Origin of the sequence: Streptomyces griseicoloratus (genome assembly GCF_014534645.1) — a bacterium.
GTDB classification, from domain to species: Bacteria; Actinomycetota; Actinomycetes; order Streptomycetales; family Streptomycetaceae; genus Streptomyces; species Streptomyces griseicoloratus.
In genome coordinates this window covers 65,947-91,474 of the sequence record NZ_JACVQF010000190.1, presented here as the reverse complement: position 1 = coordinate 91,474, position 25,528 = coordinate 65,947, and the positions used below count along the sequence as shown (strand labels likewise).

Annotated in this window: 22 protein-coding genes and 2 tRNA genes; 10 read left to right on the top strand and 14 right to left on the bottom strand. The window is 72.1% G+C overall.

Translation table 11 applies throughout. From position 1 onward, the window contains the following. Nucleotides 1–20 precede the first annotated feature (20 nt). The 4 genes from H0H10_RS16465 (at nucleotide 21) to H0H10_RS16450 (ending at nucleotide 3,283) form a co-directional block, all read left to right on the top strand. Entirely contained in the window at nucleotides 21–800 is a 780-nt protein-coding gene (locus H0H10_RS16465) for an HAD-IIA family hydrolase (protein WP_188181715.1), read from the top strand. 103 nt (nucleotides 801–903) lie between these two features. Beyond that, the gene (locus tag H0H10_RS16460; protein WP_188181714.1) at nucleotides 904–1,470 is read left to right on the top strand and encodes a hypothetical protein; all 567 of its coding nucleotides are present in this window, start codon (nucleotides 904–906) and stop codon (nucleotides 1,468–1,470) included. A 2-nt stretch (nucleotides 1,471–1,472) separates the two neighbouring features. Beyond that, nucleotides 1,473–2,159: a class F sortase gene (locus H0H10_RS16455; RefSeq protein WP_188181713.1), complete on the top strand. Its 687-nt coding sequence runs from the start codon at nucleotides 1,473–1,475 to the stop codon at nucleotides 2,157–2,159. A gap of 92 nt (nucleotides 2,160–2,251) precedes the next feature. Beyond that, nucleotides 2,252–3,283, top strand: coding sequence for a glycoside hydrolase family 6 protein (locus H0H10_RS16450; protein ID WP_188181712.1), 1,032 nt, complete (start codon nucleotides 2,252–2,254; stop codon nucleotides 3,281–3,283). Nucleotides 3,284–3,398: 115 nt separating this feature from the next. Here the strand turns inward: H0H10_RS16450 and glxA are convergent, their stop codons facing one another. The 3 genes from glxA to H0H10_RS16435 form a co-directional block, all read right to left on the bottom strand. After that, on the bottom strand, nucleotides 3,399–5,336 hold the full coding sequence (gene glxA / locus H0H10_RS16445) for a radical copper oxidase GlxA (RefSeq protein WP_188181711.1): 1,938 nt from the start codon (nucleotides 5,334–5,336) through the stop codon (nucleotides 3,399–3,401). After that, nucleotides 5,333–7,354 carry a glycosyltransferase family 2 protein gene (locus tag H0H10_RS16440; RefSeq protein WP_188181710.1) on the bottom strand — a complete coding sequence of 674 codons (2,022 nt, stop codon included), beginning with the start codon at nucleotides 7,352–7,354 and terminating at the stop codon, nucleotides 5,333–5,335. The genes glxA and H0H10_RS16440 overlap by 4 nt, the downstream gene beginning before the upstream one ends. A 395-nt stretch (nucleotides 7,355–7,749) precedes the next feature. Beyond that, a tRNA-Lys gene (locus H0H10_RS16435) sits at nucleotides 7,750–7,823 on the bottom strand. Nucleotides 7,824–8,008: 185 nt separating this feature from the next. Here H0H10_RS16435 and H0H10_RS16430 point away from each other — a divergent pair. The 3 genes from H0H10_RS16430 to H0H10_RS16420 all read left to right on the top strand — a co-directional run bounded on the left by H0H10_RS16430 (nucleotide 8,009) and on the right by H0H10_RS16420 (nucleotide 11,009). Further along, nucleotides 8,009–9,070: a peptidoglycan-binding protein gene (locus H0H10_RS16430; RefSeq protein ID WP_188181709.1), complete on the top strand. Its 1,062-nt coding sequence runs from the start codon at nucleotides 8,009–8,011 to the stop codon at nucleotides 9,068–9,070. Between the two features lie 55 nt (nucleotides 9,071–9,125). After that, complete coding sequence (locus tag H0H10_RS16425; RefSeq protein ID WP_188181708.1) at nucleotides 9,126–10,262, top strand: SPFH domain-containing protein; 1,137 nt, start codon at nucleotides 9,126–9,128, stop codon at nucleotides 10,260–10,262. Nucleotides 10,263–10,403: 141 nt separating this feature from the next. After that, entirely contained in the window at nucleotides 10,404–11,009 is a 606-nt protein-coding gene (locus tag H0H10_RS16420; protein WP_188181707.1) for a lytic polysaccharide monooxygenase auxiliary activity family 9 protein, read from the top strand. A 45-nt stretch (nucleotides 11,010–11,054) separates the two neighbouring features. Here H0H10_RS16420 and H0H10_RS16415 read toward each other — a convergent pair. The 6 genes from H0H10_RS16415 to ehuB form a co-directional block, all read right to left on the bottom strand. Then, nucleotides 11,055–11,128: transfer RNA gene (locus H0H10_RS16415), tRNA-Lys, on the bottom strand. A 204-nt stretch (nucleotides 11,129–11,332) separates the two neighbouring features. Next, nucleotides 11,333–12,091, bottom strand: a complete 759-nt coding sequence (locus H0H10_RS16410) for an IclR family transcriptional regulator (RefSeq protein WP_188181706.1) — start codon at nucleotides 12,089–12,091, stop codon at nucleotides 11,333–11,335. 199 nt (nucleotides 12,092–12,290) lie between these two features. Continuing rightward, entirely contained in the window at nucleotides 12,291–13,076 is a 786-nt protein-coding gene (ehuA, locus tag H0H10_RS16405) for an ectoine/hydroxyectoine ABC transporter ATP-binding protein EhuA (protein ID WP_188181705.1), read from the bottom strand. Beyond that, nucleotides 13,066–13,716, bottom strand: a complete 651-nt coding sequence (ehuD, locus tag H0H10_RS16400) for an ectoine/hydroxyectoine ABC transporter permease subunit EhuD (RefSeq protein WP_188181704.1) — start codon at nucleotides 13,714–13,716, stop codon at nucleotides 13,066–13,068. The genes ehuA and ehuD overlap by 11 nt, the downstream gene beginning before the upstream one ends. Then, nucleotides 13,713–14,417 (bottom strand): ectoine/hydroxyectoine ABC transporter permease subunit EhuC, encoded by a 705-nt coding sequence (gene ehuC / locus H0H10_RS16395; RefSeq protein ID WP_188181703.1) that lies wholly within the window; start codon nucleotides 14,415–14,417, stop codon nucleotides 13,713–13,715. Before ehuC ends, ehuD begins: the two co-directional genes overlap by 4 nt. Beyond that, the gene (gene ehuB, locus H0H10_RS16390; RefSeq protein WP_188181702.1) at nucleotides 14,414–15,334 is read right to left on the bottom strand and encodes an ectoine/hydroxyectoine ABC transporter substrate-binding protein EhuB; all 921 of its coding nucleotides are present in this window, start codon (nucleotides 15,332–15,334) and stop codon (nucleotides 14,414–14,416) included. Before ehuB ends, ehuC begins: the two co-directional genes overlap by 4 nt. A gap of 107 nt (nucleotides 15,335–15,441) precedes the next feature. Here ehuB and H0H10_RS16385 point away from each other — a divergent pair, with 107 nt between their 5' ends. Continuing rightward, nucleotides 15,442–15,936 (top strand): DUF3830 family protein, encoded by a 495-nt coding sequence (locus tag H0H10_RS16385; RefSeq protein WP_188181701.1) that lies wholly within the window; start codon nucleotides 15,442–15,444, stop codon nucleotides 15,934–15,936. Here the strand turns inward: H0H10_RS16385 and H0H10_RS16380 are convergent. After that, complete coding sequence (locus H0H10_RS16380) at nucleotides 15,917–17,323, bottom strand: amidase (protein WP_188181700.1); 1,407 nt, start codon at nucleotides 17,321–17,323, stop codon at nucleotides 15,917–15,919. The genes H0H10_RS16385 and H0H10_RS16380 overlap by 20 nt on opposite strands. A 17-nt stretch (nucleotides 17,324–17,340) precedes the next feature. Then, nucleotides 17,341–18,300, bottom strand: a complete 960-nt coding sequence (locus tag H0H10_RS16375; RefSeq protein WP_188181699.1) for a D-2-hydroxyacid dehydrogenase — start codon at nucleotides 18,298–18,300, stop codon at nucleotides 17,341–17,343. A 213-nt stretch (nucleotides 18,301–18,513) separates the two neighbouring features. Here H0H10_RS16375 and H0H10_RS16370 point away from each other — a divergent pair, with 213 nt between their 5' ends. Together H0H10_RS16370 and H0H10_RS16365 are read left to right on the top strand one after the other, a co-directional pair. After that, nucleotides 18,514–19,344, top strand: a complete 831-nt coding sequence (locus H0H10_RS16370) for a maleate cis-trans isomerase family protein (RefSeq protein WP_188181831.1) — start codon at nucleotides 18,514–18,516, stop codon at nucleotides 19,342–19,344. Further along, a complete protein-coding gene (locus tag H0H10_RS16365) occupies nucleotides 19,341–20,072 on the top strand; it encodes a maleate cis-trans isomerase family protein (RefSeq protein WP_188181698.1) in 732 nt (243 codons plus the stop codon). The genes H0H10_RS16370 and H0H10_RS16365 overlap by 4 nt, the downstream gene beginning before the upstream one ends. Before the next feature lie 235 nt (nucleotides 20,073–20,307). Here H0H10_RS16365 and H0H10_RS16360 read toward each other — a convergent pair whose 3' ends face one another. The 3 genes from H0H10_RS16360 to H0H10_RS16350 are packed head-to-tail and all read right to left on the bottom strand — an operon-like array spanning nucleotide 20,308 to nucleotide 25,378. Next, complete coding sequence (locus H0H10_RS16360; RefSeq protein ID WP_188181697.1) at nucleotides 20,308–21,534, bottom strand: trypsin-like serine protease; 1,227 nt, start codon at nucleotides 21,532–21,534, stop codon at nucleotides 20,308–20,310. A gap of 30 nt (nucleotides 21,535–21,564) precedes the next feature. Next, entirely contained in the window at nucleotides 21,565–21,954 is a 390-nt protein-coding gene (locus H0H10_RS16355; RefSeq protein ID WP_188181696.1) for a hypothetical protein, read from the bottom strand. A gap of 28 nt (nucleotides 21,955–21,982) precedes the next feature. After that, complete coding sequence (locus H0H10_RS16350; protein ID WP_223179979.1) at nucleotides 21,983–25,378, bottom strand: ALF repeat-containing protein; 3,396 nt, start codon at nucleotides 25,376–25,378, stop codon at nucleotides 21,983–21,985. Between the last annotated feature and the right edge of the window lie 150 nt (nucleotides 25,379–25,528).

Here is a 25,528-nt window from a genome sequence, read left to right as displayed (position 1 = left end):
ACGCCAGGGAGTTCGAGTACATGGCAGACCGCAAGCCCATCGAGTCGTGGCTGACCGACATGGACGGGGTGCTCATCCACGAGGGCATACCGATCCCCGGTGCCGACGCCTTCATCAAGAAGCTGCGCGAGTCCGGCAAGCCCTTCCTGGTCCTGACCAACAACTCCATCTACACCCCGCGCGACCTGCACGCCCGGCTGCGCCGCATGGGCCTGGAGGTGCCGATCGAGGCCATCTGGACCTCTGCGCTGGCCACCGCCCAGTTCCTGGGCGACCAGCGGCCGGGCGGCTCGGCGTACGTCATCGGCGAGGCCGGCCTGACCACGGCCCTGCACGACATCGGCTACGTCCTCACCGACCACGACCCCGACTACGTGGTCCTCGGAGAGACCCGCACCTACTCCTTCGAGGCCATGACCAAGGCGGTCCGCCTGATCAACGCCGGTGCCCGCTTCATCTGCACCAACCCCGACGAGACCGGGCCCTCCACCGAGGGCCCGCTCCCGGCGACCGGCGCCGTGGCCGCGCTGATCACCAAGGCGACCGGCAAGCAGCCGTACTTCGCGGGCAAGCCCAACCCGCTGATGATGCGCACCGGGCTCAACGCGATCGGCGCCCACTCCGAGACCAGCGCGATGATCGGCGACCGCATGGACACCGACGTGCTGGCCGGCATGGAGGCCGGGATGCAGACGTTCCTGGTGCTCACCGGCCTGACCCGGCCCGAGCAGGTCGAGGACTTCCCGTACCGCCCGTCCCAGGTCGTGGACTCCATCGCGGACCTCGTCGACCGGATCTGAAACCGCCGGGCCGCCGTCGTCACCCGTTCGGAGCAAGTTCCGCCCCCGCCCGGATGCGGGGGCGGTACCGGCGGGGGAGTCTCCAGGTAACTGGAGGTACACGATGGGCTCACTGAAGGTCACTCTCTGTGCCGGAGCCGCGCTCGCCGCGGTCCTCACCCCGCCCGCCCACGCGGCGGACGGAAGCGGCGTCACGGTGACTCCGTCCACGCCCGCGCCCGGCACCGACATCACGCTCCGCCTGGCGGACTGCACCGAGAAGAGAGCCGTCGCCGTGTCGGCGGCGTTCGCCGGCGACGTACAGCTCTCGCCGTCCGGCCCGGACGGCGCCCTCGTCGGCTCCAGCCGGATCCGCTCCACGACGCGGGCCGGCGCGTACGCCGTCCAGGTCACGTGCGGCACCTCCGACCGCAAGGCCACCGTCACCGTCGCCGAGAAGGCGGCCGCGTCCCCCCGGCCGCCCCTGCCTCCCGCCGCCCCGGCCTCCCCCGTCGCCCCCGTCGAAGCGGGCGGCGGCGGTGCGGCGCGGCTGGCCTCCGCGGACGCCGAGGACGCCCGTCCCGCCACGCCCGGCACCGCGCACACGGTGACCGGACTGGTCCTCGCCGGAGTCGCGGCGGTCGCCGTCGCACTGCGCAGCGTCCGGCGCCGGGGCCGTGGAACGGACTGACCATGTCCGACCAGGAACCCTCCGCCGGCTCCGGCCGGCTGGTGACCGGGATCGCCTGGGTGGTGCTGCTCCTCGGGCTGTGGCTGTGGGGCCGCGAGGCCACCGGCGTGCGCGAGGGCATATCCCCGCCGGCCACCGGCGACATGGCGGCGGCCGGCCGCCCCCCGGACGTCCGGCTGCCGCCCGCCCACCGGCCCCTCGGCGAGGCGCTGCCGCAGCGCCTCGACATCCCCGGACTCGGCATCCAGGCCCCGGTCGTGCCCAGCGGCCTCGACGCCAGGGGCGCGGTCGAACCGCCGCCCTTCGACCAGCCCGGCACCGTCGGCTGGTACGCCGACGGGGTGACCCCGGGGGCGGCCGGCACCGCCCTGATGGTGGGACACGTCGACACCGAGACCAGGCCCGCCGTCTTCTACAGGATCAGTACCCTGGAGCCCGGCGAGACGATCCGGGTGGTCCGCGCCGACGGCGAGACCGCCGAGTTCACCGTGGACGACATCCAGGTCCTCCCCCGGGACGGCTTCGACGCCCGGCAGGCGTACGGCCCGCGCAGCGCGGGACGGTCCGAACTGCGGCTGATCACCTGCGGCGGCCGCTTCGACGAGGCGAGCAACAGCTACACGGCCAACGTGATCGTCTCGGCCTACCTCACGGGCACCGGCCCCCAGGTCCCCGTCCCCGCCCCGTGAATCCCGGCCCGGAGGGCGCGTCCCGGGACCTCGTGGGTGCCACAGGCGTATGTCAGGATTGAACCCTGGAACAGTGCACCCAGGGGGGTTGGATGTACGGCAGCAGGGGGGCCGGAACTTTTGCCGGGACGCGGGCGTCCGCGGTGGTGCTGGGGGCGGCACTGCTGATCGCGGGATGCTCCTCGTCCGGGGACGGAGAGGACGGGGACGGCGACGCGGGACCCCGGATCACTCAGCAGCCCAAGGAGGCCGACCCGTTCTGGGTCAATCCGGACGGCAACGCGGCCAAGCAGCTGGCGGCCCTGGAGAAGGCCGGCAAGAAGTCGCAGGCCGAGCAGATCCGCAAGATCGCGCAGCACCCGACCGGCGAGTGGATCAGCCCGGAGAACCCGGAGGAGCAGGCCCGCGGCTTCACCGAGGCCGCCGACAAGGCCGGGCGCACGGCGCTGCTCGTCCTCTACAACATCCCGCACCGCGACTGCGGCCAGTACTCGGGCGGCGGCGCCGCCGACGGCGACGCCTACCGCGCCTTCGTGGACGGCGTCGCCAAGGGCATCGGCGACCGCTCCGCCACGGTGATCCTCGAACCGGACGCGGTGCTGCACCTGGTGGACGGCTGCACACCGGAGGAGTTCCACGAGGAGCGCTACGACCTCCTCAAGGGCGCCGTCGCCAAGCTCAGCGCCCTGAAGAACACCAAGGTCTACCTGGACGCGGGCAACGCCGGCTGGGGCCACCCCGACCAGATCTTCGAGCCGCTGAAGTGGGCGGGCATCGACCAGGCCGACGGCTTCGCGGTCAACGTCTCGAACTTCTACACCACCGAGGACTCCATCGCCTACGGCAAGGAGCTCTCCGCCAAGGTGGGCGGCAAGCACTTCGTCATCGACACCAGCCGCAACGGCAACGGCCCCTACACCGAGGGCGACCCGGGCGAGCGCTGGTGCAACCCCCCGGGCCGCGCCCTCGGCGAGACCCCGACCACCAAGACGGCCGACCCGCTGGTCGACGCCTACCTGTGGGTCAAGCGCCCCGGAGAGTCGGACGGCGAGTGCAAGGGCGGCCCGAAGGCGGGCCAGTGGTGGTCCGACTACGCCCTGAAACTGGCCCAGGCGACCAAGTGACGGCGGGTTCCCCACGCCCAAGTGACGGCGCGTTCCCCGCGCCCTAGGGGCGCGGGGAACTGCGCGACCAGCCACAACGGACCGGCAGACGAACCAACGGCCAAGCCGCGCAGCGCTACGGCACCCTCACCCACTGCGCCTTGGACGGCGTCCCGTCCCCGTCGGTCACGAACAGCATGTACCACCCCGACTGGACCAGGTTCTTGTTGTCCGGCACGCTCACCGTGATCTGATCGCCCGACACCTTGTAGTCCAGCGCGATCGACCGCTGGTCCACGTCCGTCACGTGCGTCGACGCGCTCGGCCGGATCAGCCGTACCTTCTTCACCGTCGAGGCCACCCGCGAGGTGAACGTGCCCGACGCGCCGCGCTCGATGGTCTGCGGCCCGCCCGACAGGTCCGGCCGCGAGTCCCGGTACAGGTACGGCGGCGTGTAGATCTCGATGCGCTGCTCGAACTTGCCCGGCTTGGTGTTCGCCTTGTCCCCGTACAGCGAGTCGGAGCCGAAGAACATCAGGCGCCCGTCGGGCAGCAGGATCGAACCCGAGTGGTAGTTGCGGCCCACCAGCGGATCGGCCACCCGCTCGAACTCGTTCGTCTCCGGGTGGTACAGCCGCGCCTGGAGGATGTTGGAGTCGCTGCGGCCCCGGTAGTCCTCGGAACCGCCCGAGACCAGCACGCTGTCGTCGGGCAGGATCGAGGCCTGCGGATAGCGCGTGCCCTTCTCCAGGGAGGGGCCGTCCGTGAACTTCGGGTCGTCGGCCTTGAGATCGACGATCCGGGTCTTCTCACTGGAGAGCCTGGACTCGCCGACCCCGCCGCCGCCGATCACCATGTACTTCTCGTCCTGCGCGGGCGGCAGCTGCACCGTGCCGGAGGTCTCCAGCATGTTGGGGTCGCTCATCCCGGGGACCTTGGTGAACTTGTTGGTCTCCACGTCCCAGATGCCCGGGTCGCGCCCCACGTCGTCGGGCCCGTAGCCGGCGTTCGAACCCGAGTAGAAGACCTTGCCGTTCTGCATCAGGAACAGCGCCGGGTACGTCGGGAACTGGCGGACCTTGTCGGTGTAGGTCCACTTCTTGGTCTCCGGGTCGTAGATCTCGTTCTTGCCCGGGACCAGCTGGCCGATGTCGTCGAGGCCGGAGACGCTGAGGATCTTCCCGTCGCTCAGGGTGGTGAGCGTCGGGTACCAGCGGGCCTCGTGCATCGGGTCGACCTTGATGTACTTCTCGGCGACCGGGTCGAACTCGTAGGCGTCCCGGATGCCCTGGAAGTCCTTCTTGTCGAGGGCGAGCTTCTCCGCGATGCCGTAGGTGTTGCGCGCGTCGGCGCCCGTGAGGCCCTGGACGCGGTAGTTGTCCTGCGTGCCCGTCTCGTACTTGGCGCCGCTCCTCTGCGCCTCGACGTAGATGCGGCCGAGCCCGGGGTCGTTGCGCAGGAAGCGGCCGGTCTCCTTGTCGAAGACCTTCTTGGCGCGCGGCACCAGCACCGGGTCCTTGGAGACGAACGTCTTGCCGTTCTCCTTGCCGGTGAACTTGGTGCCCGCCGGCAGCGTGATCGGCTTGTCCGGGTTCTCGTTGTGCACGACCATCAGGCCGCCGGCCTTGGTGACGTCACCCTTGAGCTTCTCGTACCGCTTGGTGCCGCCCGCGATCAGCAGATTGCCGTTGGCGAGCTGGGTGTGGCCGGTGCAGAACAGGTCGGTGGGCGTCGGCACCTTCTTGATGGTCCCCTTGACGGGGTCCCAGATCCGGGTGTCGAACCGCTTCGCGTCGAAGTTGTCCTGGTTGTTGCCCGACCCCGCGACGAGCAGCACCTTGCCGGTGCGCAGCAGCGCCGCGTGGATGGTGTTCTGCCGGTACTTCTCGGGAAACTCGATGATCTCCCACTTGCCGTTCTCGGCCTTGTACTCCGGTCTGTTGATCTTGTACTGGTGGTATTTCTCGGTCCCGAAGCGGTAGAGCCACGGCCCGTTCATCCCGGCCAGCGCGACTACCACCGCCGTGCCTATCGCGAAGCGACGGGCCCGGCGGCGGCCGGCACGGTCTTTCATTCCTTACGTCCCCCAAGTCCACCAAGGGCGATCTGCATGGTCTGGTCGCTGCCCCCGTCGGAGGCGGCCCAGCTGGGCTTCTGCTGCGGCGCGTGCGGGCCGTTGGACCCATGGGGTCCGTACGGACCGGGCTGCGCCGGCATCGGCTGCGGCTGGTGGTGCCCCGCGGGCGCCGCATCCTGGGACCGGTCCTGCGGCTCCGCGGGAGCCGCCGCGACGGGCTTCTTCTTCGCCCCCCGCAGCGAGTGGCGCCAGGCGAAGATCGGCAGGGCGGTGATCAGCAGGGCGAAGGTCGCCCAGATGATCATCGCGGGGTGGGAGTGGCCGTAGACGAAGCCGGCGGCGATCGAGGCGCCGAAGATGACGATGAAGTACCAGTGGTACCGGAACGTTCCGAACAGCGTGTCCGGGCTGGCCGAGTCGCCCTTGGGGGTGACCACGAACTTGCTCTTGCGGCGCAGCACCGAGTCGATCAGCGCCTTCGCGTACAGCGGCGCCGACAGCGCGGACATGACCATGCCGGCCACACCGCCGGAGCCCTCCGGCTCGTGCGGCGAGACGTTGTGGCGGCGGTTCCAGACGTAGAGCCCGATCTGCAGCGCGGAGGCGTTGCCGTAGAGCATCAGCCAGATGACCGGGTCGATGTTCACACCCGAGGCGCCCAGGCCCAGGAACAGCGCACAGCTCAGCGCCGCCAGGATCCAGTTCAGGGCGGACATCGGATAGAAGATGATCATCATCGTGTAGTTGAAGAGCTTGCTCGGCGGCAGCGAGTACCAGCCCTTCCAGTACTGCTTGAGGATCGTCTCGTACGTCCCTCGCGACCAGCGCATCTGCTGGGTGAAGAAGTCCGTCCAGGCGTTCGGGCCCTCGCCGACCGCGAGGACGTCCGGGGTGTAGACCGAGCGCCACTTCCGGCCCGTGGCCGGGTTCTTGTGGCGGTGGATCTCGAACCCGGTCGCCATGTCCTCGGTGATCGAGTCGTACAGCCCGCCGATCTGCTTCAGCGCCTTGATGCGCACCGCGTTGGAGGTGCCCACGAACATCGGCGCGCCGTAGCGGTTGCCCGCCCGCTGGATCAGCGCGTGGAAGAGGAACTGCTGGGACTCGGCGGCCTTGGTGACGAAGTTGTCGTAGTTGCCGTAGACCTGCGGGCCGATGACGAAGCCGACGTCCGGGTCGCGGAAGAAGCCGAGCATCCGCTCCAGGTAGTTGGGCAGCGGCACGTGGTCGGTGTCGACGGAGGCGAAGAAGTCGTAGTCGTCGCCGTGCGCCTCCAGCCAGGCGTTGTAGTTGCCGTGCTTGGTCTTGGCGCGGTGCGGGCCCTTGGGCATGTTCCACTTCGCGACGCCCTTGCGGGAGAAGTGGTGCACGCCGAGGCGTTCGCAGACCGCCTTCACCTCGGGGTCGTCGCCCTCGTCGAGGAGCCAGACGTGCATCAGACCGCGGTGGCGGATCTTCACGGCCGCCTCCAGGGTCTTCGTCACCATCTCCAGCGGCTCCTTGCCGGGCACGAAGGAGGTGAGGAAGGCGACCCGGGTGCCGGTCTCGGGCACCACCGGGATCGGGTCCCGGGCGACCAGCGTCGCGTGCGCGTTCGACAGCACGTTCAGGCAGCGGAACAGCTCGATCAGACCGATCGAGACGAGCATCACGACGTCGAGCGCGGGCAGCCAGTCGAAGGCCGGGTAGTCGCGCTCGGTCCAGTGCTCGGGCTGGAGCAGCCACACCAGCAGCACCAGCGACAGCAGCGGCGCCGCCGCCAGCATCAGGGCGACGCGTATGCGGTGCGGCTCCTGCGAGATCAGCGACCGGTACTGCACCTTGTACGGCTTGTCCGGGTCGGGCTGGGTGAGGGGGCCCGCCAGCCGGCTGTAGTGCTCGTAGTCGTATCTCGGCAGGGTCTTCTTGATGCGGCGGAACGTGCCCGTGTGGCCGGTCCGGCCGGCGGGCACCCTGAGCCGGGTGGTCTGGGACGGGTCGAAGTCCTGCCCGGCGCCCGTCGGCGTCGACGTCATGAGTCATCCCCCCACACGCGGCGCACCGCGTGCTTCGTCGCTTCCTTCGCCTGCTCCCGGTCCCCCTCGACCGTCACAGCCGTGTCTGTGGTGGGTCGCTGTCACCACGCCATCCACACTTTATAGACATGGAACGGCGACCATCCGGTTGCATGATGCCCCCCTCGGCATCGGGCCATGAACGGGGCCCCTCTCCCCGTGGCTCCGGCAACCGGCTTCTGCCCCCCAACCGGACCAGGGTTCTACGCGCTTCGTCTTGATCGCAAGATGCGAAACGCGGTGTTTACCGGTCATACGCGCTCATTGGGACGGGTGTGAGGAGGCTGTGGAGCCGGCGTGGAGTCCGGCCGAACGGCGGAAGGCCCCTCGCTCGTGCGAGGGGCCTTCCGTGTCGGTGCGCCGCCAGGGACTCGAACCCCGGACCCGCTGATTAAGAGTCAGCTGCTCTAACCAACTGAGCTAGCGGCGCCTGCTGACATCGACAACTCTACCCGACCCCGGAGGGTGCTCCCGACCACGTCCCCGCGGCCCGGCAGGGGGCCGGCGGGAGGGTTGCGCCATTCGGTCCGTCAACATGCACATGGGGAAGGCGGTTGAGAAACTTGCGAACGTGGACCGTCGTGGCATTTCCACCTGGAGTGTGAGGGACATCGCATGGAGACTCCGGTATTCGAGGAATTCGATCCCGTGAGCGACTGCGACTGCCCCGGGTGCCGGCACTGGCGCCGCGTCCTGCCGCATTCCCCGGCCGGCCGCGCCCCGGCCCATCCGGCAGCCCACCGGGTGCTGGTCGTCACGAGCGCGGTGGCCGCGGCCACCGCGCTCGGCGCCGTCCCGGCGGCCGCGGCCCCCGCCGCCCAGGTGCCCGGCCGGCCGGGTGTTCCCGCAGGTGACGAGCCCGGCACCCCGCAGGGCCCCAGGGCCCCGCTGCACGGCCCCGGGGGCGCGCCGGCCGGGCCCTCGGTCAGGGCGGAACCGCTGCCCGCGACCACCCGGGAGGAGATCATCGACCGGGCGGGGAAATGGGTCACCGAGAAGGTGCCCTACAGCACGAGCGCCTACCGGCCCGACGGTTACCGGCAGGACTGCTCGGGCTTCGTGTCGATGGCCTGGAAGCTGCCCCGGAACGAATGGACCGGCACCCTCGGCCGGTACGCCGACCGCATTTCCAAGGAGGAACTCGAGCCCGGCGACATTCTGCTCTTCCACAATCCGGCCGACCCCTGGAGAGGGTCCCACGTGGTGATCTTCGGCGGCTGGACGGACCCCGCGCACACCGTCTACCGGGCCTACGAGCAGACCCGCCCGCACACCCGCGAGTGGTCCGTCCCCTACGCCTACTGGAGGGACTCGGCCCGCTACCTGCCCTACCGCTACAAGGGGCTGACCGCGAGCACGCCGGGCGGGGCCCCGGCCGCGGCCGGCGCACCGGGGGCCGCCTCCTCGGACCCCGCCGTACACCCCGCCTCGCACGGGGTGCCCGGCTATCCGGGCCGCGCGATGTTCCGGCCGGGCGCCAGCAACGTGTACGTCACCCGGCTCGGGAGGCGTCTGGTGGAGAAGGGATTCGGCAAGCACTACACGACCGGTCCGGGGCCGCGCTGGGGAGAGGCGGACCGGCGCAACGTCGAGGCGTTCCAGCGCGCCCAGGGATGGCGCGGCGGCGCGGCGGACGGCTACCCCGGGCCCGAGACCTGGCGGAGGCTGTTCTCGTAACCGCCCGCGGCCATCACCCGTTCATGGCGCATCTGGCGCGGAGGCTGGAGCACACATGAGTACGACTTCTTCAACGACCACGTCACACACCCCCGAGCCCGGCGGACCCGTGGAGGACGCGGCCGCCCGGCCCGCACGGCTGATCCAGAACGAGTCCACCACCGAGATCCCCGTCCACCTCCTGTTCCGCGGCGATCCCGGCACGGCGCCGGTGCCGTTGCGGCCCGCGGTCGTCGGCCGCCGGCAGGGCACGGGGGAGCAGCCGCGGCTGCGGGGTCCCGTGGTCGCGAAGCCGAAGTCCGTGCCCGAGGTCGACCCGGAGCTGACGGAGCGGCAGGCCAGGGTGGTGCCGGGAGCGGTGGGCGTGCTCGCCGGGGTCTGCGGCGTGGCCGGCTGCGTGCTCACCTCCTGGTGGGCGGGCGTGCTGCCGTCGCTCGCGGCCGAGGCGCTGCGGCTGCCCGCGTACGCGGGGGCCGGACTCGGGCCCGCGCAGTGGGCGGCGTACGCGGGAGCCGGGGCGCTCGGCCTGTTCGGCTTCGGCGGTCTGGCCCGGGGCCGGACCGGGCAGGCCTGGGTGCTCGGCCTGTTCGGCCGCTACCGGGGGACCGTCCGGCGCACCGGCCTGCTGTGGATCAACCCGCTGCTGCTGCGCCGCCGGGTCGACGTCCGGCTGCGGCACTGGCGCAGCGAGCCGATGCCGGCGGCCGACGGCAACGGCGTGGCGCTGAAGGCGGTGACGCTGGTGGTGTGGCGGGTGCGGGACACCGCGCGGGCCACCCTCGGCGTCGAGGACCACGAGACGTATCTGCGGGAGTGCGTGGAGGCGGCGCTGGCCCGGGTGCCGGTGGATCCGCCCGGCACCGCCCGGGGTCCGGCGGAGGCGCCCGGGGAGGCGCTGACCCGGCTGGTGGCGGCGGACGCGGGGCCGGTCGGGCTGGAGGTCTTCTCGGTGCGGCCGGTCCGGGCGGAGTACGCCCCCGAGGTCGCGGCGGCGATGCACCGCCGCCGGATCGCGGCACTGGACGCCCGGCAGCGGGCGAGCGCGCTCACCTCGGTGGTGGACTCGGTGGAGGACACGGTGACCCGGCTGACCATGCGCGGGCTCGTCGAGCTCGACGACTACGAGCGCAAGGTGCTGGTGAGGGACCTGACGGTGGCGTTCTGCGCGGGGCGCGGGGATACGGGGCCCTGAACGGTCCGGGTCCGGGGCCCGGACGGGGCCCGGACCGGTTCTTCGATTGGTATGGACATGTTCAACTAACGGCAATAGTCTGAGACTTGGTCTAGACCTGCACGGCTCACTGAAACTCCCCCACGTCCCAGGAGCAGCAGCATGCGCACAAGGACCAAGTTGTACGCCGCCGCGGTGGGCATGGCGACCACCGGAGCCCTCGTGCTCTCCTCCGGCGGTGCCAGCGGCCACGGCTACACCGACCTGCCCGTCAGCCGGCAGAAACTGTGCCAGAACGGCACGGTCAGCAACTGCGGTGCCATCCAGTGGGAGCCGCAGAGCGTCGAGGGCCCGAAGGGCTTCCCGGCGGCCGGACCGGCCGACGGCCGGATCTGTTCCGCGGGCAACACCGGGTTCGCCCAGCTCGACGCCCCGAAGACGCCGTCGGGCCAGGCCTGGCCGACGACCAAGGTGACCGGCGGGCAGAGCTACACCTTCCGCTGGCAGTTCACCGCCCGGCACGCCACGACCGACTTCAAGTACTACGTGACCAAGCCGGGCTGGAACCAGAACCACAACCTGGCCCGGTCCGACCTCAACCTCACGCCGTTCCTGACGGTGCCGTACGGCAGCAAGCAGCCGCCGGCCACGCTCTCCCACAGCGGCACGCTGCCGTCCGGGCTGAGCGGGCACCACGTGATCCTCGCGGTGTGGACGGTCGCCGACACGGGCAACGCGTTCTACGCCTGCTCGGACGTGACCTTCTGAAACGAGCGGAGGGCCCCTCGCGCAGGCGAGGGGCCCTTCCGTCTGTGCGCCGCCAGGGACTCGAACCCCGGACCCGCTGATTAAGAGTCAGCTGCTCTAACCAACTGAGCTAGCGGCGCATGACTCCCGCCGTCCGCTTCCCGCGGCCGGCGACGAAGAAAATACTACCTGGTCCGCGGGAGTGCTCCCGACCATCCGGGCGTGGGCCAGGGCCTGACTGACAATTCCCGCCTGCCCCGCGACGCCATGCACGCTCCCCCGGAGGGGGTACCTGACGCCGCGGGGCCGCCCTCCGGGCGGCGACGGGAAGTGTCAGACAGGCCCTAGATCGCGAGCGACAGCAGCACCTGTGCCGCGTTCCGGTTCAGGGTGTCCGCCGCCCGGCGCAGCCGGTGGGCGTGCTCCACGGGGAGCGACAGCGCGAGACAGCCCACGGCGGAGCCCGCCGTGATCGGGACGGCCGCGCAGACCGTGCCGATCGCGTACTCCTGGAGGTCGAGGACGGGCACCGTGGGCGGCTGGGACTCCAGGCGGGACAGCAGCACCTTGTCGCTGGTGATCGTCCGCGAGGTCAGGCGGACCGGCTTGTGCCGGGCGAGGTGGTCGCGGCGGCCGGCGTGGTCCAGCTGGGTGAGCAGGCTCTTGCCGCTCGCGGTGGCGTGGGCCGAGAAACGGAAGTCGACCCACTCGTTGACCTTGGGGGTGGCCGGGCTGTCGGCGTACTGGGTGACGCTCACCTCGCCGTCCACGTAGCGGCTGATGTAGACGGCGGCGCCGACCGAGTCGCGCAGCCGGTCCAGGGTGCGCTGCAGCTTCTCGCGCTGTGCCTGCTCCCGGCCGTGGGCGGAACCCAGCCGGGCCAGGGCCTCCCCCGTGACGTACGCCCCGTCGGCGACCTGCTCGACGTATCCCTCGCGGCGCAGCATCCGCAGGAGCGGGGTCAGGCGCTCCCGGGTGAGGCCGGTCTGCCGGGCGAGCTCGGTGTCGGTGATTCCGGTGCTGTGCCGCGCCACCGTCTCCAGGACGCGCAGGGCGTGCTGGGCCGAGTGGTGCGGCGCGGTCGGCTTGTGCTGCAGCGCCACGGTGGTCTCCCCCTGCGCTCGCTGATAGGGCCGTAATCCGGACAGCGGATCCCCTTCACGATAGCCGCCAAGACGGCGATGACGAGGGGGTGTTGACGAGATTGCGGCGCCCCCCAACTGCGGCGCCGGCACTCTGGCATATGCCAGCGGCAGGCCCCAGCACCCCGACCTCGGGTGTTGGGGCCCGCACGCCGGGTAGTCAGAGGACCGCGCTGAGAAATTCCCGGGTCCGGTCGTGCTCCGGCTCGCTGAAGATCTTCTCCGGCGCACCCGCCTCGATGACCCGGCCCGAGTCGAACATCAGCACCTGGTCCGAGATGTCCCGGGCGAAGTTCATCTCGTGGGTCACGCAGAGCATGGTGATGTCCGTGCTGCGTGCGATGTCCCGCAGCAGGTCGAGGACGCCCGCGACCAGCTCGGGGTCCAGCGCGGAGGTCACCTCGTCCAGCAGCAGCACCTTCGGCCGCATCGCCAGCGCCCGGGCGATCGCCACCCGCTGCTGCTGGCCGCCGGAGAGCTGGGCCGGGTGGGCGTCGCACTTGTCGGCCAGGCCCACCATGTCGAGCAGGTCCTTGGCCCGCTCCACCGCCTCGTCCCTGGACATGCCGAGCACGGTGACCGGCGCCTCGGTGATGTTGCGCAGGACCGTCATGTTCGGGAACAGGTTGAACTGCTGGAACACCATCCCGATCTGCTTGCGGACCTCGCGGCGCTGCTTCTCGTTCGCCGGGAACAGCTGCTGCCCGTCGACGGTGATCGTGCCCTCGTCGGGCTTGAGCAGGGTCATCAGCAGCCGCAGGATCGTGGTCTTGCCCGACCCGGACGGCCCGATCAGGGTGACGTGCTTGCCGGCGGCCACGGAGAAGTCGAGGTGGTCGAGGACGGTGTTGTCCCCGAACCGCTTGGTGACCTGCTCCAGGCGGATCAGCTCGCCGGCCGGCTTCTCGGGGCTCTTCTCCGGGTTGGGGAGGGTGTCAGTGGACAAGGCGTCGCTCCAGGGCTCGCAGGGCAAGGGAGGCCAGGTAGGAGATGACGATGAAGGCCACGCCGATCACCGTCAGCGGCTCGGTGAACTGGAAGTTCTGCTGGGAGAACAGCCGCGCCTCGCCGAGCATCTCCAGCACCGTGATCGCCATCAGCAGCGGCGTGTCCTTCAGCATGGAGATCACGTAGTTGCCGAGGGCGGGCACCACCCGGCGGACGGCCTGCGGCAGGATCACCGCGGTCCACGTCCGCCGCAGCGGCAGGTTCAGCGCCGTCGCGGCCTCCCACTGGCCGACCGGCACCGCCTCGATGCCGGCCCGGTAGACCTGCATCGTGTACGTCGAGTAGTGCAGTCCGATGCCGACCACGCCCGTGGTCAGCGCCGAGAACGTCACGTTCCACTCGGGCAGCACGTAGAAGAGGAAGAACAGCTGCACCAGCAGCGGGGTGTTGCGGACGAACTCCGTGACCACCCCGACCGGCCAGGTCACCCAGCGGGAGGGCACCCGCATCAGCAGGGCCCACACCAGCCCCAGGGCGAAGGAGATCGCCGAGCCGAGGACCAGGATCTGCAGGGTGACCAGCAGCCCGTCCCAGAAGTGCGGCATGAACTCGGACACCGCGTTCCAGTCCCAGTTCACCGGGCACCCCCGATCCCGGCCGGCTCAGGAGTGACCGTCCCGCTCTTCGGCGCCGTCTTCCCGACGCCCGCCTTCAGCTTCTTCTCCAGACCGCGCATCACCCGCGTGAGCAGGAAGGCGATCACGAAGTAGATCAGCAGGATGTACGTGTAGATCTCCGCGCTCTCCTGCAGCGCGAGCCGCACCAGGTTCCCGCTGAACGCCAGATCGCCCATGCCCATGATCGACACCAGGGCGGTGCCCTTGAGCAGTTCGACCAGCAGGTTGGAGAAGGGCGGGATCATCTCCGGCACCGCCTGCGGCAGCAGGATCAGCCGCATCCGCTGCCAGGGCGTGAAGCTGAGCGCGATGCCGCCCTCCTTCTGCGCCGGGTCGACGGCGACCAGCGCACCGCGCACGATCTCCGCGCCGTACGCCCCGTAGGTCAGCCCCAGCGCCAGCGTGCCCGCCCACAGCGGCACCAGCTGCCAGCCGAAGGCCGGGGGCAGCACGAAGAACACCCAGAAGATCATCACCAGCGCGGAGGTGCCGCGGAACACCTCGGTGTAGAAGCCCGCGAGGAAGCGGACGATCCACAGCCGGTGCGTGCGCGCGACGCCGACCACGAAGGAGACCGCCGTCGCCAGCAGCGCGCTGAGGACGAGCAGCTGGATCGTGACCCAGACGCCCTGGAGGACGAGTTCCCACAGTCCCGATGTCATCCGCCGCACAGCTCCTTCGCGGTCAGATCGGTCATCTCGGCCTCGGTGAACCCGAAGGGCCTCAGGATGCGGAGCAGTTCGCCGCTCTCCTTCAGCTTCGCCAGCTCGGCGTTGAAGGCGTCCCGCAGCTTCGTCTCGGTCGGCCGGAAGGCGAAGCCGCCCCCGTCGACGTGCGGTTCACCGTCCACGATCGGCTTGAACGGCTCGGTCACCTCGGCCTTGGCGGACTTCTTCACCACCTCACGGGTGGTCAGCGCGGTCCCCGCGAAGACGTCCACGCGCCCGGCCTCGACGGCGTTCAGGCCGGCCACCTGGTCGGGCACGATCAGGATGTCGCCCTCCTCGTACCCGGCCTCCACCGCGTACTGGATCTCGGCGTATCCGGTGCCGGTCGCGAACCTGGCCTTCTTCTCCACGACGTCCCGGTAGTCGCGCAGCCCCATCGGATTGCCCTTGCGGACGATGAAGGAGTCGAGCATCTGGTAGTCCGGGTCGGAGAAGATGACCTGTTCGCAGCGGTCGGGGTTGATGTACATCCCCGCGGCCACGACGTCGAACTGCTGCGAGGCCAGGCCGGGGATGAGGGAGCCGAACTCCGTCGGCACCGGCTGCACCCGGTCCACGCCGAGCCGCTTGAAGATGACCTTCGCCAGCTCCGGCGCCTCGCCGGTCAGCTCACCGTCCTTGCTGATGTACCCGAAGGGGATCTCCCCCGCGATGCCGAGCCGCGCGACGCCCTGCGCCCTGAGCCGGTCGAGCAGGTCACCGCCTTCCACGTTCGAGGCCGACGCCACGCGCGAGCAGCCGGCGGCCCCCAGCGCGCCGAGCGCCGCGACCCCCGCGAGCAGCGACCGGCGTGTGGGTCCGGATGTGTGGCCGGATATTCCCCGTAGGAGGGTTCTGTGTGGTGGAGCCATGGGCGCGCGGCTACCCGAAGGCATGCAAGTTATGCCGGTCTTTTTCCGTCCGGTACGACGGCACGGCGCCCTTGACCGCGGCCGCGCCGGGCACTGCCATGGAGGGCATGGCCGATCGCTGCATCGAAGTCTCGCTGGTCAAACGCGCCGTCACCTGCACGGCCCAACTGCTCGACGACCGGGCCCCGGTCACCTGTAACGCCGTCTGGGACGCGCTCCCGCTGGCCGGCGAGGTGTATCACGCCAAATACGCCCGTAACGAGATCTACGCCCTTTTCCCGCCCTTCGCGACATCCGAACCACCGTTGGAGAACCCGACGGTTACTCCCATTCCGGGCGACCTGTGCTATTTCGCCTTCTCGGGTGCCGAGTTGGGAACCAAGGCGTACGGCTACGACCGCGAGGTCCGCCCGGGCACGACCCTGGTCGACCTGGCCCTGTTCTACGAGCGCAACAACCTGCTGCTCAACGGCGACGTCGGCTGGGTGCCCGGCATCGTCTGGGGCCGGGTCGTCGAGGGGCTGGACGCCATGGCCGACGCCTGCAACGACCTGTGGCGCTCCGGCGCCGAGGGCGAGACCCTCAGCTTCCGCCGGGCGTGAGACGGGGCCCGGTGGCGCCGGCCTCGAACAGCGCGTGCGCGGCCCGCAGGACGAGGTCGTCCCGGTGCCGGGCCGCCACGAGCTGCAGCCCGACCGGCAGCCCCTCCCCGTCGGTGCCGACCGGCACGGACGCCGCCGGCTGCTGGGTCAGGTTGAACGGGTACGTGAACGGCGTCCACCCGGTCCACCGCCGGTGCCCCGAGCCCTTCGGCACCTCGGCCCCCGCCTCGAAGGCGGTGATCGGCAACGTCGGCGTGACCAGCAGGTCGTACGACTCGTGGAAGGCGCCCATCCGGCGGCCCAGCTCCATGCGGACGTCCACCGCGGCCAGGTAGTCCAGCGCCGAGTACCGCGCCCCGGCCGCGCAGATCTCCCGCAGCCCCGGATCGAGCACCGCCCGCTGCCGCGGACCGAGCCGCTGCACCACCCGCGCCGCCCCGCTGAACCACAGCGTGTGGAAGGCGTCCACCGGTTCGGCGAAGTCCGGATCGGCCTCCGTCACGTACGCGCCCAGCTCCGCCAGCCGCTCCACCGCCCGCCGCACCGCCGTCGCCACCGCCGGGCGCACCGCCACCTGCCCGCCGAGCGTCGGCGAGTACGCCACCCGCAGCCCCCGTACCCCGCCGGCGAGGGCATCGGTGTACGAACCGGGCGCCGGGCCGAGCGCCGACCAGTCGCGGGCGTCCGGCACGCCGATCACGTCCAGCAGCAGCGCCGCGTCCGCCGCGTCGCGCGTCATCGGGCCCACGTGCGCCAGGGTGCCGAAGGCGCTCGCCGGGTAGAGCGGGACCCGGCCGTACGTCGGCTTCAGGCCGAAGATCCCGCAGAAGGAGGCGGGGATCCGCACGCTGCCGCCGCCGTCCGTGCCGAGCGCCAGCGGCCCCGCGCCCAGCGCCACGGCCGCCGCCGCGCCCCCGCTCGACCCGCCGGAGGTGCGCGTGGGGTCGTACGGGTTGCGGGTCACCCCGGACAGCGGCGAGTCGGTCACGCCCTTCCAGCCGTACTCGGGCGTCGTCGTCTTGCCCAGGAAGACGGCACCGTGCTCGCGCAGCCGGGCCACGGACGGGGCGTCCTCGTCCCAGGGGCCGTCCGGCGAGACGGCCCGGGAGCCGCGCAGGGTCGGATGCCCGCGCATGAGGAGGATGTCCTTGACCGTCACCGGCACCCCGTCCAGCAGCCCGCACGGCTCCCCGCGCCGCCACCGCCCCGCCGACTCGCGGGCCCGCTCCGTCGCCTCCTCGGCGGTGAGCCGGACGAACGCGTTCACCTCCGGCTGGATCCGCCCGGCCCGCTCCAGGGCGGCCCGGGTCACCTCCACGGGGCTGAACTCACCCTTGCGGTAACCGTCGACGAGCTGGACCGCGGTCAGCTCGGTGAGGTCGGTCATGCACCCTCCCAGGGACGTCAGTGTCCGGGTACGTACCCACGCTTCTTGTCGACCACGTTCGGCAGCGGACGGCCCGCCGCCCAGCACTCGTACAACTCCACGAACTGCGCCCCCAGCTCGTCCCGCCAGCCGACCGTGTCACCGCTCATGTGCGGGGAGACGATCAGCCCGGGAGCCCCCCACAGCGGGCTGCCGGCGGGCAGCGGCTCGTCCGCGAAGACGTCCAGGGCCGCCCCCGCGATCCGGCGCCCGGCCAGCGCCTCGGCGAGCGCGTCCTCGGCCACGAGCTGCCCCCGCCCGACGTTGACGAACCGGGCGGAGGGCTGCATCAGGGCGAACCGGCGGGCGTCGAACATGCCCCGCGTGTCCTCGGTGAGCGGCGCCGCGGCGATCACCCAGTCGGCGCGGGCCAGCAGCCGGTCGAGGTCGTCCGGGCCGTGGACGTCCGCGCGCGGCGTACGGCCGACCACGGCGGTGGTGACGCCGAGCGCCGAGAGCGTGCGGCCGATCGCCCGGCCGATCGGGCCCGAGCCGACCACACAGGCACGCGTCCCGGCCACCCGCTGCGACTCCCGGTGCCGCCAGCTCCGCTCCCGCTGGAGCTCCAGCGTCCGCGGCAGGTCCTTGGCCATCGCCAGCACGAGGGCGGCCACGTACTCGGCGATGGGCTGGTCGAAGACGCCGCGCGCGTTCGTGACCACCGTGTCGGAGTCGGCGAGTTCCGGGCACATCAGGTGGTCCACGCCCGCGCTCGCCGTGTGCACCCAGCCCGGCCGCGGGCCGCCGCCCGGCCACGCCCTGCGCACCGCGTGCGAGGTGAAGTCCCACACCAGCAGGACGTCCGCGTGCGGCAGCCGCTCGGCGAGGCGGGACTCGTCCGCGTACTCGATCCGGGCACGTCCGGCCAGCCGGCCGAGACGGGGACGGGGCTCGGCGTCGAGGACGAGGAGCGTGGGGGAGGGGCCGGGGGCGGTCATCGGCAGGCGTTTCTCCGGAGCAGAAGGGGCCGGGGACGGTGCGGCGCGGCCCGCCGCAAGGTGGCCGGCCGGCTGCCGACGCGGGCGCCGGCGACGGACCGACCGGCTGGTGACGTGGGCGGATTGACCACGCTCGCACCGGAACCTACCGTCGTCAACACGGCCGTCCGGTGCGTTGTCCTCCCCTCTCCCAGAGTGAGGCCGGTGCCTGCCATGGACATCTCCTTTCTCGGTGGACCCGCCCCGCAACGCGGGATCGGTGTCGTCGCCCCCTTCGACTTCGCGCTGGACCGCGAGCTGTGGCGCTGGGTGCCCGCCGAGGTATCCCTGCACATGACAAGAACGCCGTACGTGCCCGTCGAGGTCGGTCTCGACCTGGCCCGTCTGGTCAGCGAGCACGAGACGCTGGAGGAGGCCACCCGGACCCTGAACGCCATCGCCCCCGAGGTCCTCGCCTACGCCTGCACCTCGGGCAGCTTCGTCGGCGGTCTCGCCGGCGAACGGGCGATGTGCGCGGCGATGACCCGTGCCGGCGGGACCCCGGCCGTGACCACCTCGGGCGCCCTGCTGGAGGCCCTGGCCGAGCTGGGCGCGGGCCGGGTGGCGCTGGTGACGCCGTACACGGTCTCCGTCACGCGGGCCCTGGAGGAGTACGTCGGCCAGGGCGGTGTCACCGTCACCGGCCGCGCCTTCATGGGCCTGACCCGGCACATCTGGAAGGTCCCGTACCGCGAGGTCGCCGACATGGCACGCCGGGCGGTACGGCGCCAGGGGGACGCGGACGCCCTGTTCATCTCCTGCACCAACCTTCCGACCTACGACGTCATCCCGCAGCTGGAGGCCGAGCTGCGCATCCCGGTGATCTCGGCCAACCAAGTGACGATGTGGGCGGCGCTGCGCCGATTGGGTACCCGTGCTGTGGGGCCGTACCAGGCGCTGATCGACCCGGCGGCACGGCCCGGTCCCGTGATGCCGGAGGTTCCGGGAGCACCCGGCGTTCCGGGACTGCCCGAAGACGAGCAGCAGCAGGAAGGGTGGACATGACAGCACTGGGATTCCTGTACCCGGGCCACTCCGGCGAGGACGACTACCCGCGCATCGAGCAGCTCCTGGGCAGCGACATCCGGGTGGACCTGGTGCACACCGACATCGGCGAGGACGCCCACCGCGTCGACGCCCTGCGCGAGATGGGCTCGGAGCAGCGGCTCGCGGCGGGCGTCCAGGAACTGCGGCACGCCGGTGCCGAGGCCGTGGTGTGGGCGTGCACCAGCGGCAGCTTCGTGCACGGCTGGGAGGGCGCCCAGCAGCAGGTGCGCGCGCTGGCGGCAGCGGCGGGCATGCCGGCCTCCTCGACCTCCTTCGCCTTCGTCCACGCCCTCCGCGAGCTGGAGGTGCGCCGGGTCGCGATCGGGGCGACGTACCCCGAGGACGTGGCCGGGCTCTTCGCGGACTTCCTGCGCGCGGCCGGTGTGGAGGTCGTCGGCGTCCGCAGCTCGGGCATCGTGACGGCGGCCGAGGTCGGCACGTGGGGTGAGCCGGAGGTCCTGGCGCTGGCCCGCGCGGCCGACCACCCGGAGGCGGAGGCGATCCTCCTGCCCGACACGGCACTGCACACGGCGGCACACATCCCGGCGCTGGAGAAGGAACTGGCCAAGCCGGTCCTGACGGCGAACCAGGTCACGGTCTGGGAGGCGCTGCGCCTGGCGGACCGCCGGGTGAACGCGCCGGAACTGGGCGCGCTGTTCACGCGGGAGCCGATCGTGCAGGTGTGAGGGCACGGAACGCGCGAGAACCCCGGTCCCACTGATGCGGAACCGGGGTTCTGATCGAGCGCCGGGCAGGCCTTGCACCTGCATCTCCCCGCAGGAAGCGGGGCGTCTTTCCTTGGACCACCAACGCACTGCCACTGGCCGGGAGTTCTCTCCGGACCGGGCAGATTGATCATACCGCAGAAGCGGCCCCGAGCGCACCCGGCGCCTCGGGGCCGCCTGCCGTGCGGTCGGCGGATCAGCCCAGGGGCAGGGGAGTCGGCCCCGCCGGGGCGGCACCCGCGACGCGGAGGTTGTCGGCGTGCTGGAGCGTGAAGCGCTCCCAGCCGCCGGCGACACTGGTCGAGCGGGCCCGCAGCAGACCGGTGTCCTCGCCGGTGTAGTTGGCCTCGGCGACGACGTACTTGCCGTTCGCCGAGGACCGCAGGGCGTACTGGCTGCCCTGCGGGACCAGCGTGAACAGCTCCCAGCTGCCGGCCACGGACTCGGAGCGGGCCCGCAGCATCGCCTCGTAGGCGCCGGTCCGGTTCACCTCGGTCGAGACGAACAGGCCGTTGGCCACGGAACGGAGCGCCACGGTCGTGCCGCCGTCGCGGGTGTGGAGCGTGAACTGCTCCCAGCCCCCGGCCGCGTCGGCGGCGCGCGCCCGCAGCCTGCCCGCCTGGTCACCGGTGGCGTTCAGCTCGGCGGAGACGTACGTGCCGGTCGCCTGCGCCTTCAGGGACCAGCGGGCCACCCGGGTGGCGATCCAGTCCGTGATGTCGTCCAGGCGGGTCTCGACGGCGGCGCGGCGGGTCTCGTCGGAACCGAAGCATCCGCCCTGCCAGGAACGGCTGCTGACGGCGACCAGCTCATCGCCCTCCGCGCCGGCCCGGACCGCCGGGCCGCCCGCGTCGCCCATGCAGACCGAGGCGTCCTGGCTGTCGATGTCCAGTTCCGCGCCCCGGGTGCCGGTCACGGTGAACGACCCGGCGTGCAGCCGGTCGGGCACCCACTCGTTCGCGGTACGGCCGTAGCCCGCGACGGTCAGCGCCTCGCCGTCGACGGGGGCCCGGGAACCGAGCGCGACGGGGGTGATGCCCCACACCGGCGAGGACAGCCTCGCCAGCACGAGGTCCCGGTCGGGACGGGGGACCAGCTCGACCACGTCGCGCACCTGGCCGGTCGTCGTGCTCAGGTCGGTGCGCCCGACGGTGACCTTGGCCGGCAGAGCGGGCGCGCCCGCCGCGACCGACGCGTACTGGGCGGGGTCGTCGACGAAGCAGCTCGCCGCCGTGACCACCCACCGCTGCTCGATCAGGGCGCCGGAGCAGGCGCGCTCGGTGTCCCCGATCTCGATCTTCGCGACGTAGGGTCTGGCCCCGTCGGCGACCGCGTCGCCCACGGCCGCCTCGGCCGGGGCGGCGACGAGCGTCCCGGCCGCCACCAGCATGCCGGCGACCCAGGCGCCGTATTTCCTTCTCATGTGCGTACCCATTCTCTTGCGTTACCGAATTCAGGTCGCCAGCACGAACGCCAGCAGGCCCATCAGGATCACCGCGCCGTAGAAGGCCGCCTGGTGCCGGACGGGCAGGTGGTACCGGTCCCGGCGCACCCCTCGGCGTGACTCCTCGGCGAAGGCGGCAAGCAGCCTTCTGGAAGGGAAGAGGCCGATCAGGGCCCCGGCCAAGGTGAACGAGTAGAGGATCAGCATCTGCGCGACGCTCCAGTCCCTCTGGACCGCGCCCGTCACGACCATGCCCAGGCAGCACCCGGCGGAGACGAGCGCCAGCTTCGCCACCGTCCGCCCGCGCGGCCTGAACCACCTCTGCGCGGCGAGGCAGAGGAGCAGGGTGGCGCCCGCTGCCATCAGCAGCGGCACGCCGAGGGGAAGCCGCGCGAGCATGACGGTGTCCTCCGGGGGTGTCAGTGGCCTACCAGTCGAACAGGGAGTCCCACGACGAGATGGTGCTGGTGATCGGGGAGATGAGGTCGTTGCCGAACTGGGTGATCCTCGACGCCACCGGCGTCAGCAGATCGGGCCGCAGGTCGCTGATCGCCCCCAGCCACTTGGACTGGCCGAAGGTGGCCAGGCCCAGGGCGGCGCTCTCCAGGGACGACATGAACTCGCTGCTGCCGAAACCCCAGCCGATGCCGGTGAACACCACGTTCAGACCGGCGAAACCGAGGGAGGCCCAGCCGAGGCCGGCGCCCAGGGGGAGCGCGATCGGCGCCGCGGGCGGGAAGACCAGAGCGACCCCGCCGGCCAGGGCGGACAGGAACCCGGTGCCGATGCTGAGGAAGTTGGTCGCGTTCGCCAGCCACCGCGAGCCCTCCTTCCACCACGGAAGGCCGTCCTTGACGGTGTCGTTCTCGGCGGTGTCGGCCGGGTTCGTGCCGGACTCCTTGGCCTCCCGCGCGGCCTGCGCCGCCGCTCTGGCGGCCGCCAGGATCTCCGCTTCCCGCTTGGCCGTGGCGATCCGGTGCGCCTCGCTCGCGGCGGCGGCGGCCGCCCGTGCGTCCTGGCCGGCCTGGATGGCGGAGGCGCGGGCCGACGTGGCCGACGCCTGGGCCGCGTTGGCGGAGGCGGAGGCACGGCGGGCGGCGTCCACGGCCCGGTTGGCGGAGTGGTTCGCCGAGCGTGCCGCCGTGCGCGCGGTCGCGGCGGCCTGCTTGGCCCGGTCGGCGGACGCCTGCGCCTGCCGCGCGGACTGCTCGGCGGCGTCCGCGTTCGCGTCCGCCTCCTGGGCGTGGTCGGCGGCCCGCTGGGCCGCGTCCTGGGCCTTGTTCGCCCACTCCACCGCCTCGGAGGCGGCGTTGCGCGCCTTCGCCGCCGCCTCCTGGGCCCGGGCGGCGTCCTCCTGGGCCTTCTGCGCCACCTTCGCGGCGGCGGCGATCGCACCCCGCATTGCGGCGATGTGGGTGGCGGAGTCGTGGTCGAGCTGCGCGGTCTTGTACTGCACCGAGGCGACGAAGTTGCGGCGCATCCACGCCGGGCCCTCCATCGCGGCCTGGGCGTAGGCCTTGGTGTAGGGGCCCGCGGTGGCCAGCAGGGTGGCGACGGCGACCGCGTCGTCCTGCTGCTGCGCGGCCTCGTAGGTGACGGAGAAGAACTCGTGCAGGGCCTCGGGGGTGCCCGCGTCCAGCGCGTCGTTCGCCGCCTTCGTCACCGCCGTGCCGGGGTTGCCGGCGAGGATGGAGGCGACCGCGACCCGGTTGTCCATCGCCGCGGCCGTCATCAGACCGGTGCTCAGGAACCTCGTACCGGCGTCCGCGGCGTCGTCCGCCAGCGCGGCCGCCGCCGCCTCGGCGACGTCGGGGCTGAGCACGGTCTGCGCCAGGTAGAGGGCGGTCTCCCGGTCGTCCTGCTGCTGGGCGAGCAGCCGGTCGGCGTCGATCCAGGTGTGGACGTCGGCGTCCGTCCCGCACAGCGCGAACCGCGCGGCCTCCCGCGACCAGGTGCCGTGGGAGTCCATGAACGCCATGGCGGCCTTGCGGCCGAGGGTCGCGGCCAGGCCCGTGTCGCCGGACCGCAGCGCCTCCTCGGCCCGGGCGAGCAGGTCCTTGGTGGCCTGGTCGGTCTGCGCCTGCTGGGTGCGCTTCTCCGCCAGTTCCTCCTTGTCCTGCTCCTCGATCTGGGCGAGCAGGCGGCACTCCTCCATCGCGAGCCGCATTTCCTCGTCCAGCCGCTGCCATTCGGCGTTCCGCGCCTGCTCCTCCACCTCGACCGCCTTGGTGACGGCCTCGGTGGCGTTGTTCGCGGCCTTGGTGGCCTCGTTGGCGAACTCGGTGGACTTCTTCGCGTACTCCACGGCCTGGCCCGCGTACTGCGCGGCCCACTCGGCGGCGTCGGCGGCCTTCTCCGCATGACCGGCCGCGCTGTTCGCGGCGTCGCGCGCGGTGGCCGCCGCCGTGGCCGCCGCGTTCGCCAGGGCCTGCGCCGTCCCGGCGGCGTTGGTGGCGATCGCCGCGTTGCTGCCGGCGATCTGCGCCTGCCGCTTGGCCTCCGCGGCCTGGGCCTGCGCCGCGCCGGCGGCCGCGGCGGCCGCCGCGGAGGCGTTCGCGGCGGCGGCGGCGTTGCGGGCGGCGGAGGCGGCCGCGGAGCCCGCGCTCGCGGCCTGGATCGAGGCGGTGGCGGCGTGGTCGGCGGCCGTGGCCGCGGTGCGGGCCTTGGCCGCGGCGTTGCGGGCGGCGACGGCGGCGTTCTTCGCCGCCGACGCCTGGGAGGCGTCCTTGGACGCGGCGATGGCGGCCCGGTACGCCCGGGAGGCGGCGGAGCCGGCGCTGGCGGCGGCCTGGCTCGCGGCGGTGGCGGCGTAGGCGGCGCGGCGGGAGGCCTGCACCGCGGCGTGCGAGGCGCGGATCGCCACCCGGGCCGAGTCGGCCGCACCGGTCGCGGCCTCGGCCGCCTTGCGGGCCGCCCTGCCGGACTTGACCACGTCGTCCTGTGCCGCCTGGGCCTCGGCCGCGGCCTTCTCCGCCGCTTCCTTGGCCTTCGCCGCGGCCTCCACCGCACGGGCGGAGGCCTCCTCGGCCTCCTTGGTCTTCGCGTCCGCCTTCTTGCCCTCGCGCTGGACGACCGCGACGAGCTCCGCGATCGTGGCGGCCTCCTGGTCGCGGGCGCGGGCGATGTGCTGGCCGGTCTCGAGGAACCACTCGACGTCCGACCCGGTGCCGTCCAGGGCCCGCGAGGCGTACTTCTGCACCTCCGGACCGGCCCCCACCATGAGCGACGCCACCTCGACCCGCATGTCCTGCAGACGCGCGGTGTACTGGCCGTCGAGCAGGTAGCCCTCCAGGGCCTCCGCGGTGTTCACGTCCAGGGCGGCGGAGCCCTCGCGTACGACGGACTTGCCGCCGGTGCTCATGACGGTCGAGGTCGCGACCCGCATGTCCTCGAGGAAAGAGGTCTTGAAACCGCCGTCGAGGAAGGTGGCGATCGCGGCGTCACCGCTGTCGAGGGCCGCCGAGGCCGCCTGGCGCGTGGCCTTCCCGGTACCGGCGAGGGCGGACGCGACGGCGACCCGGTTGTCCTCGGCCGTGGCCTTGGGCAGCTCGACCGTCAGGAAGGTCTGGATGTCGGTGTCCGAACCGGTCAGCGCGAGTGCGGCGGCGGCACGGACGGCCCTGCCGCCCAGCAGCCAGGCCCGGACCGCCTTCGCGCGGTCGGTTTCCGGCAGGGCGAGGGGATCGCCGTCGTCGCCCGGCTCCGGCTCCACCGCCCGGGCGGGTGAGGGGCTGAGGACGAGGCTCGACGTGGCGGCGACGGCCGCGGTGGCCGCGAAGGCTCCGAGGACGCGCCGTCTGCTCCAGTAGGTGGTGTTCACCATGGTCCTTCGGGGTCGGTGTCCGGCGGCGCGGCTGCGGCGGACCGCCGGACAGGGGCGTGTGTCGGCCGGGCACGTGTCCGGGCGGGCGCTCACGCGGGCGGCTGTCGTCCGTGAGCGCCCGTACGCGGGGCACGGGCCCTGGGTGTGCGG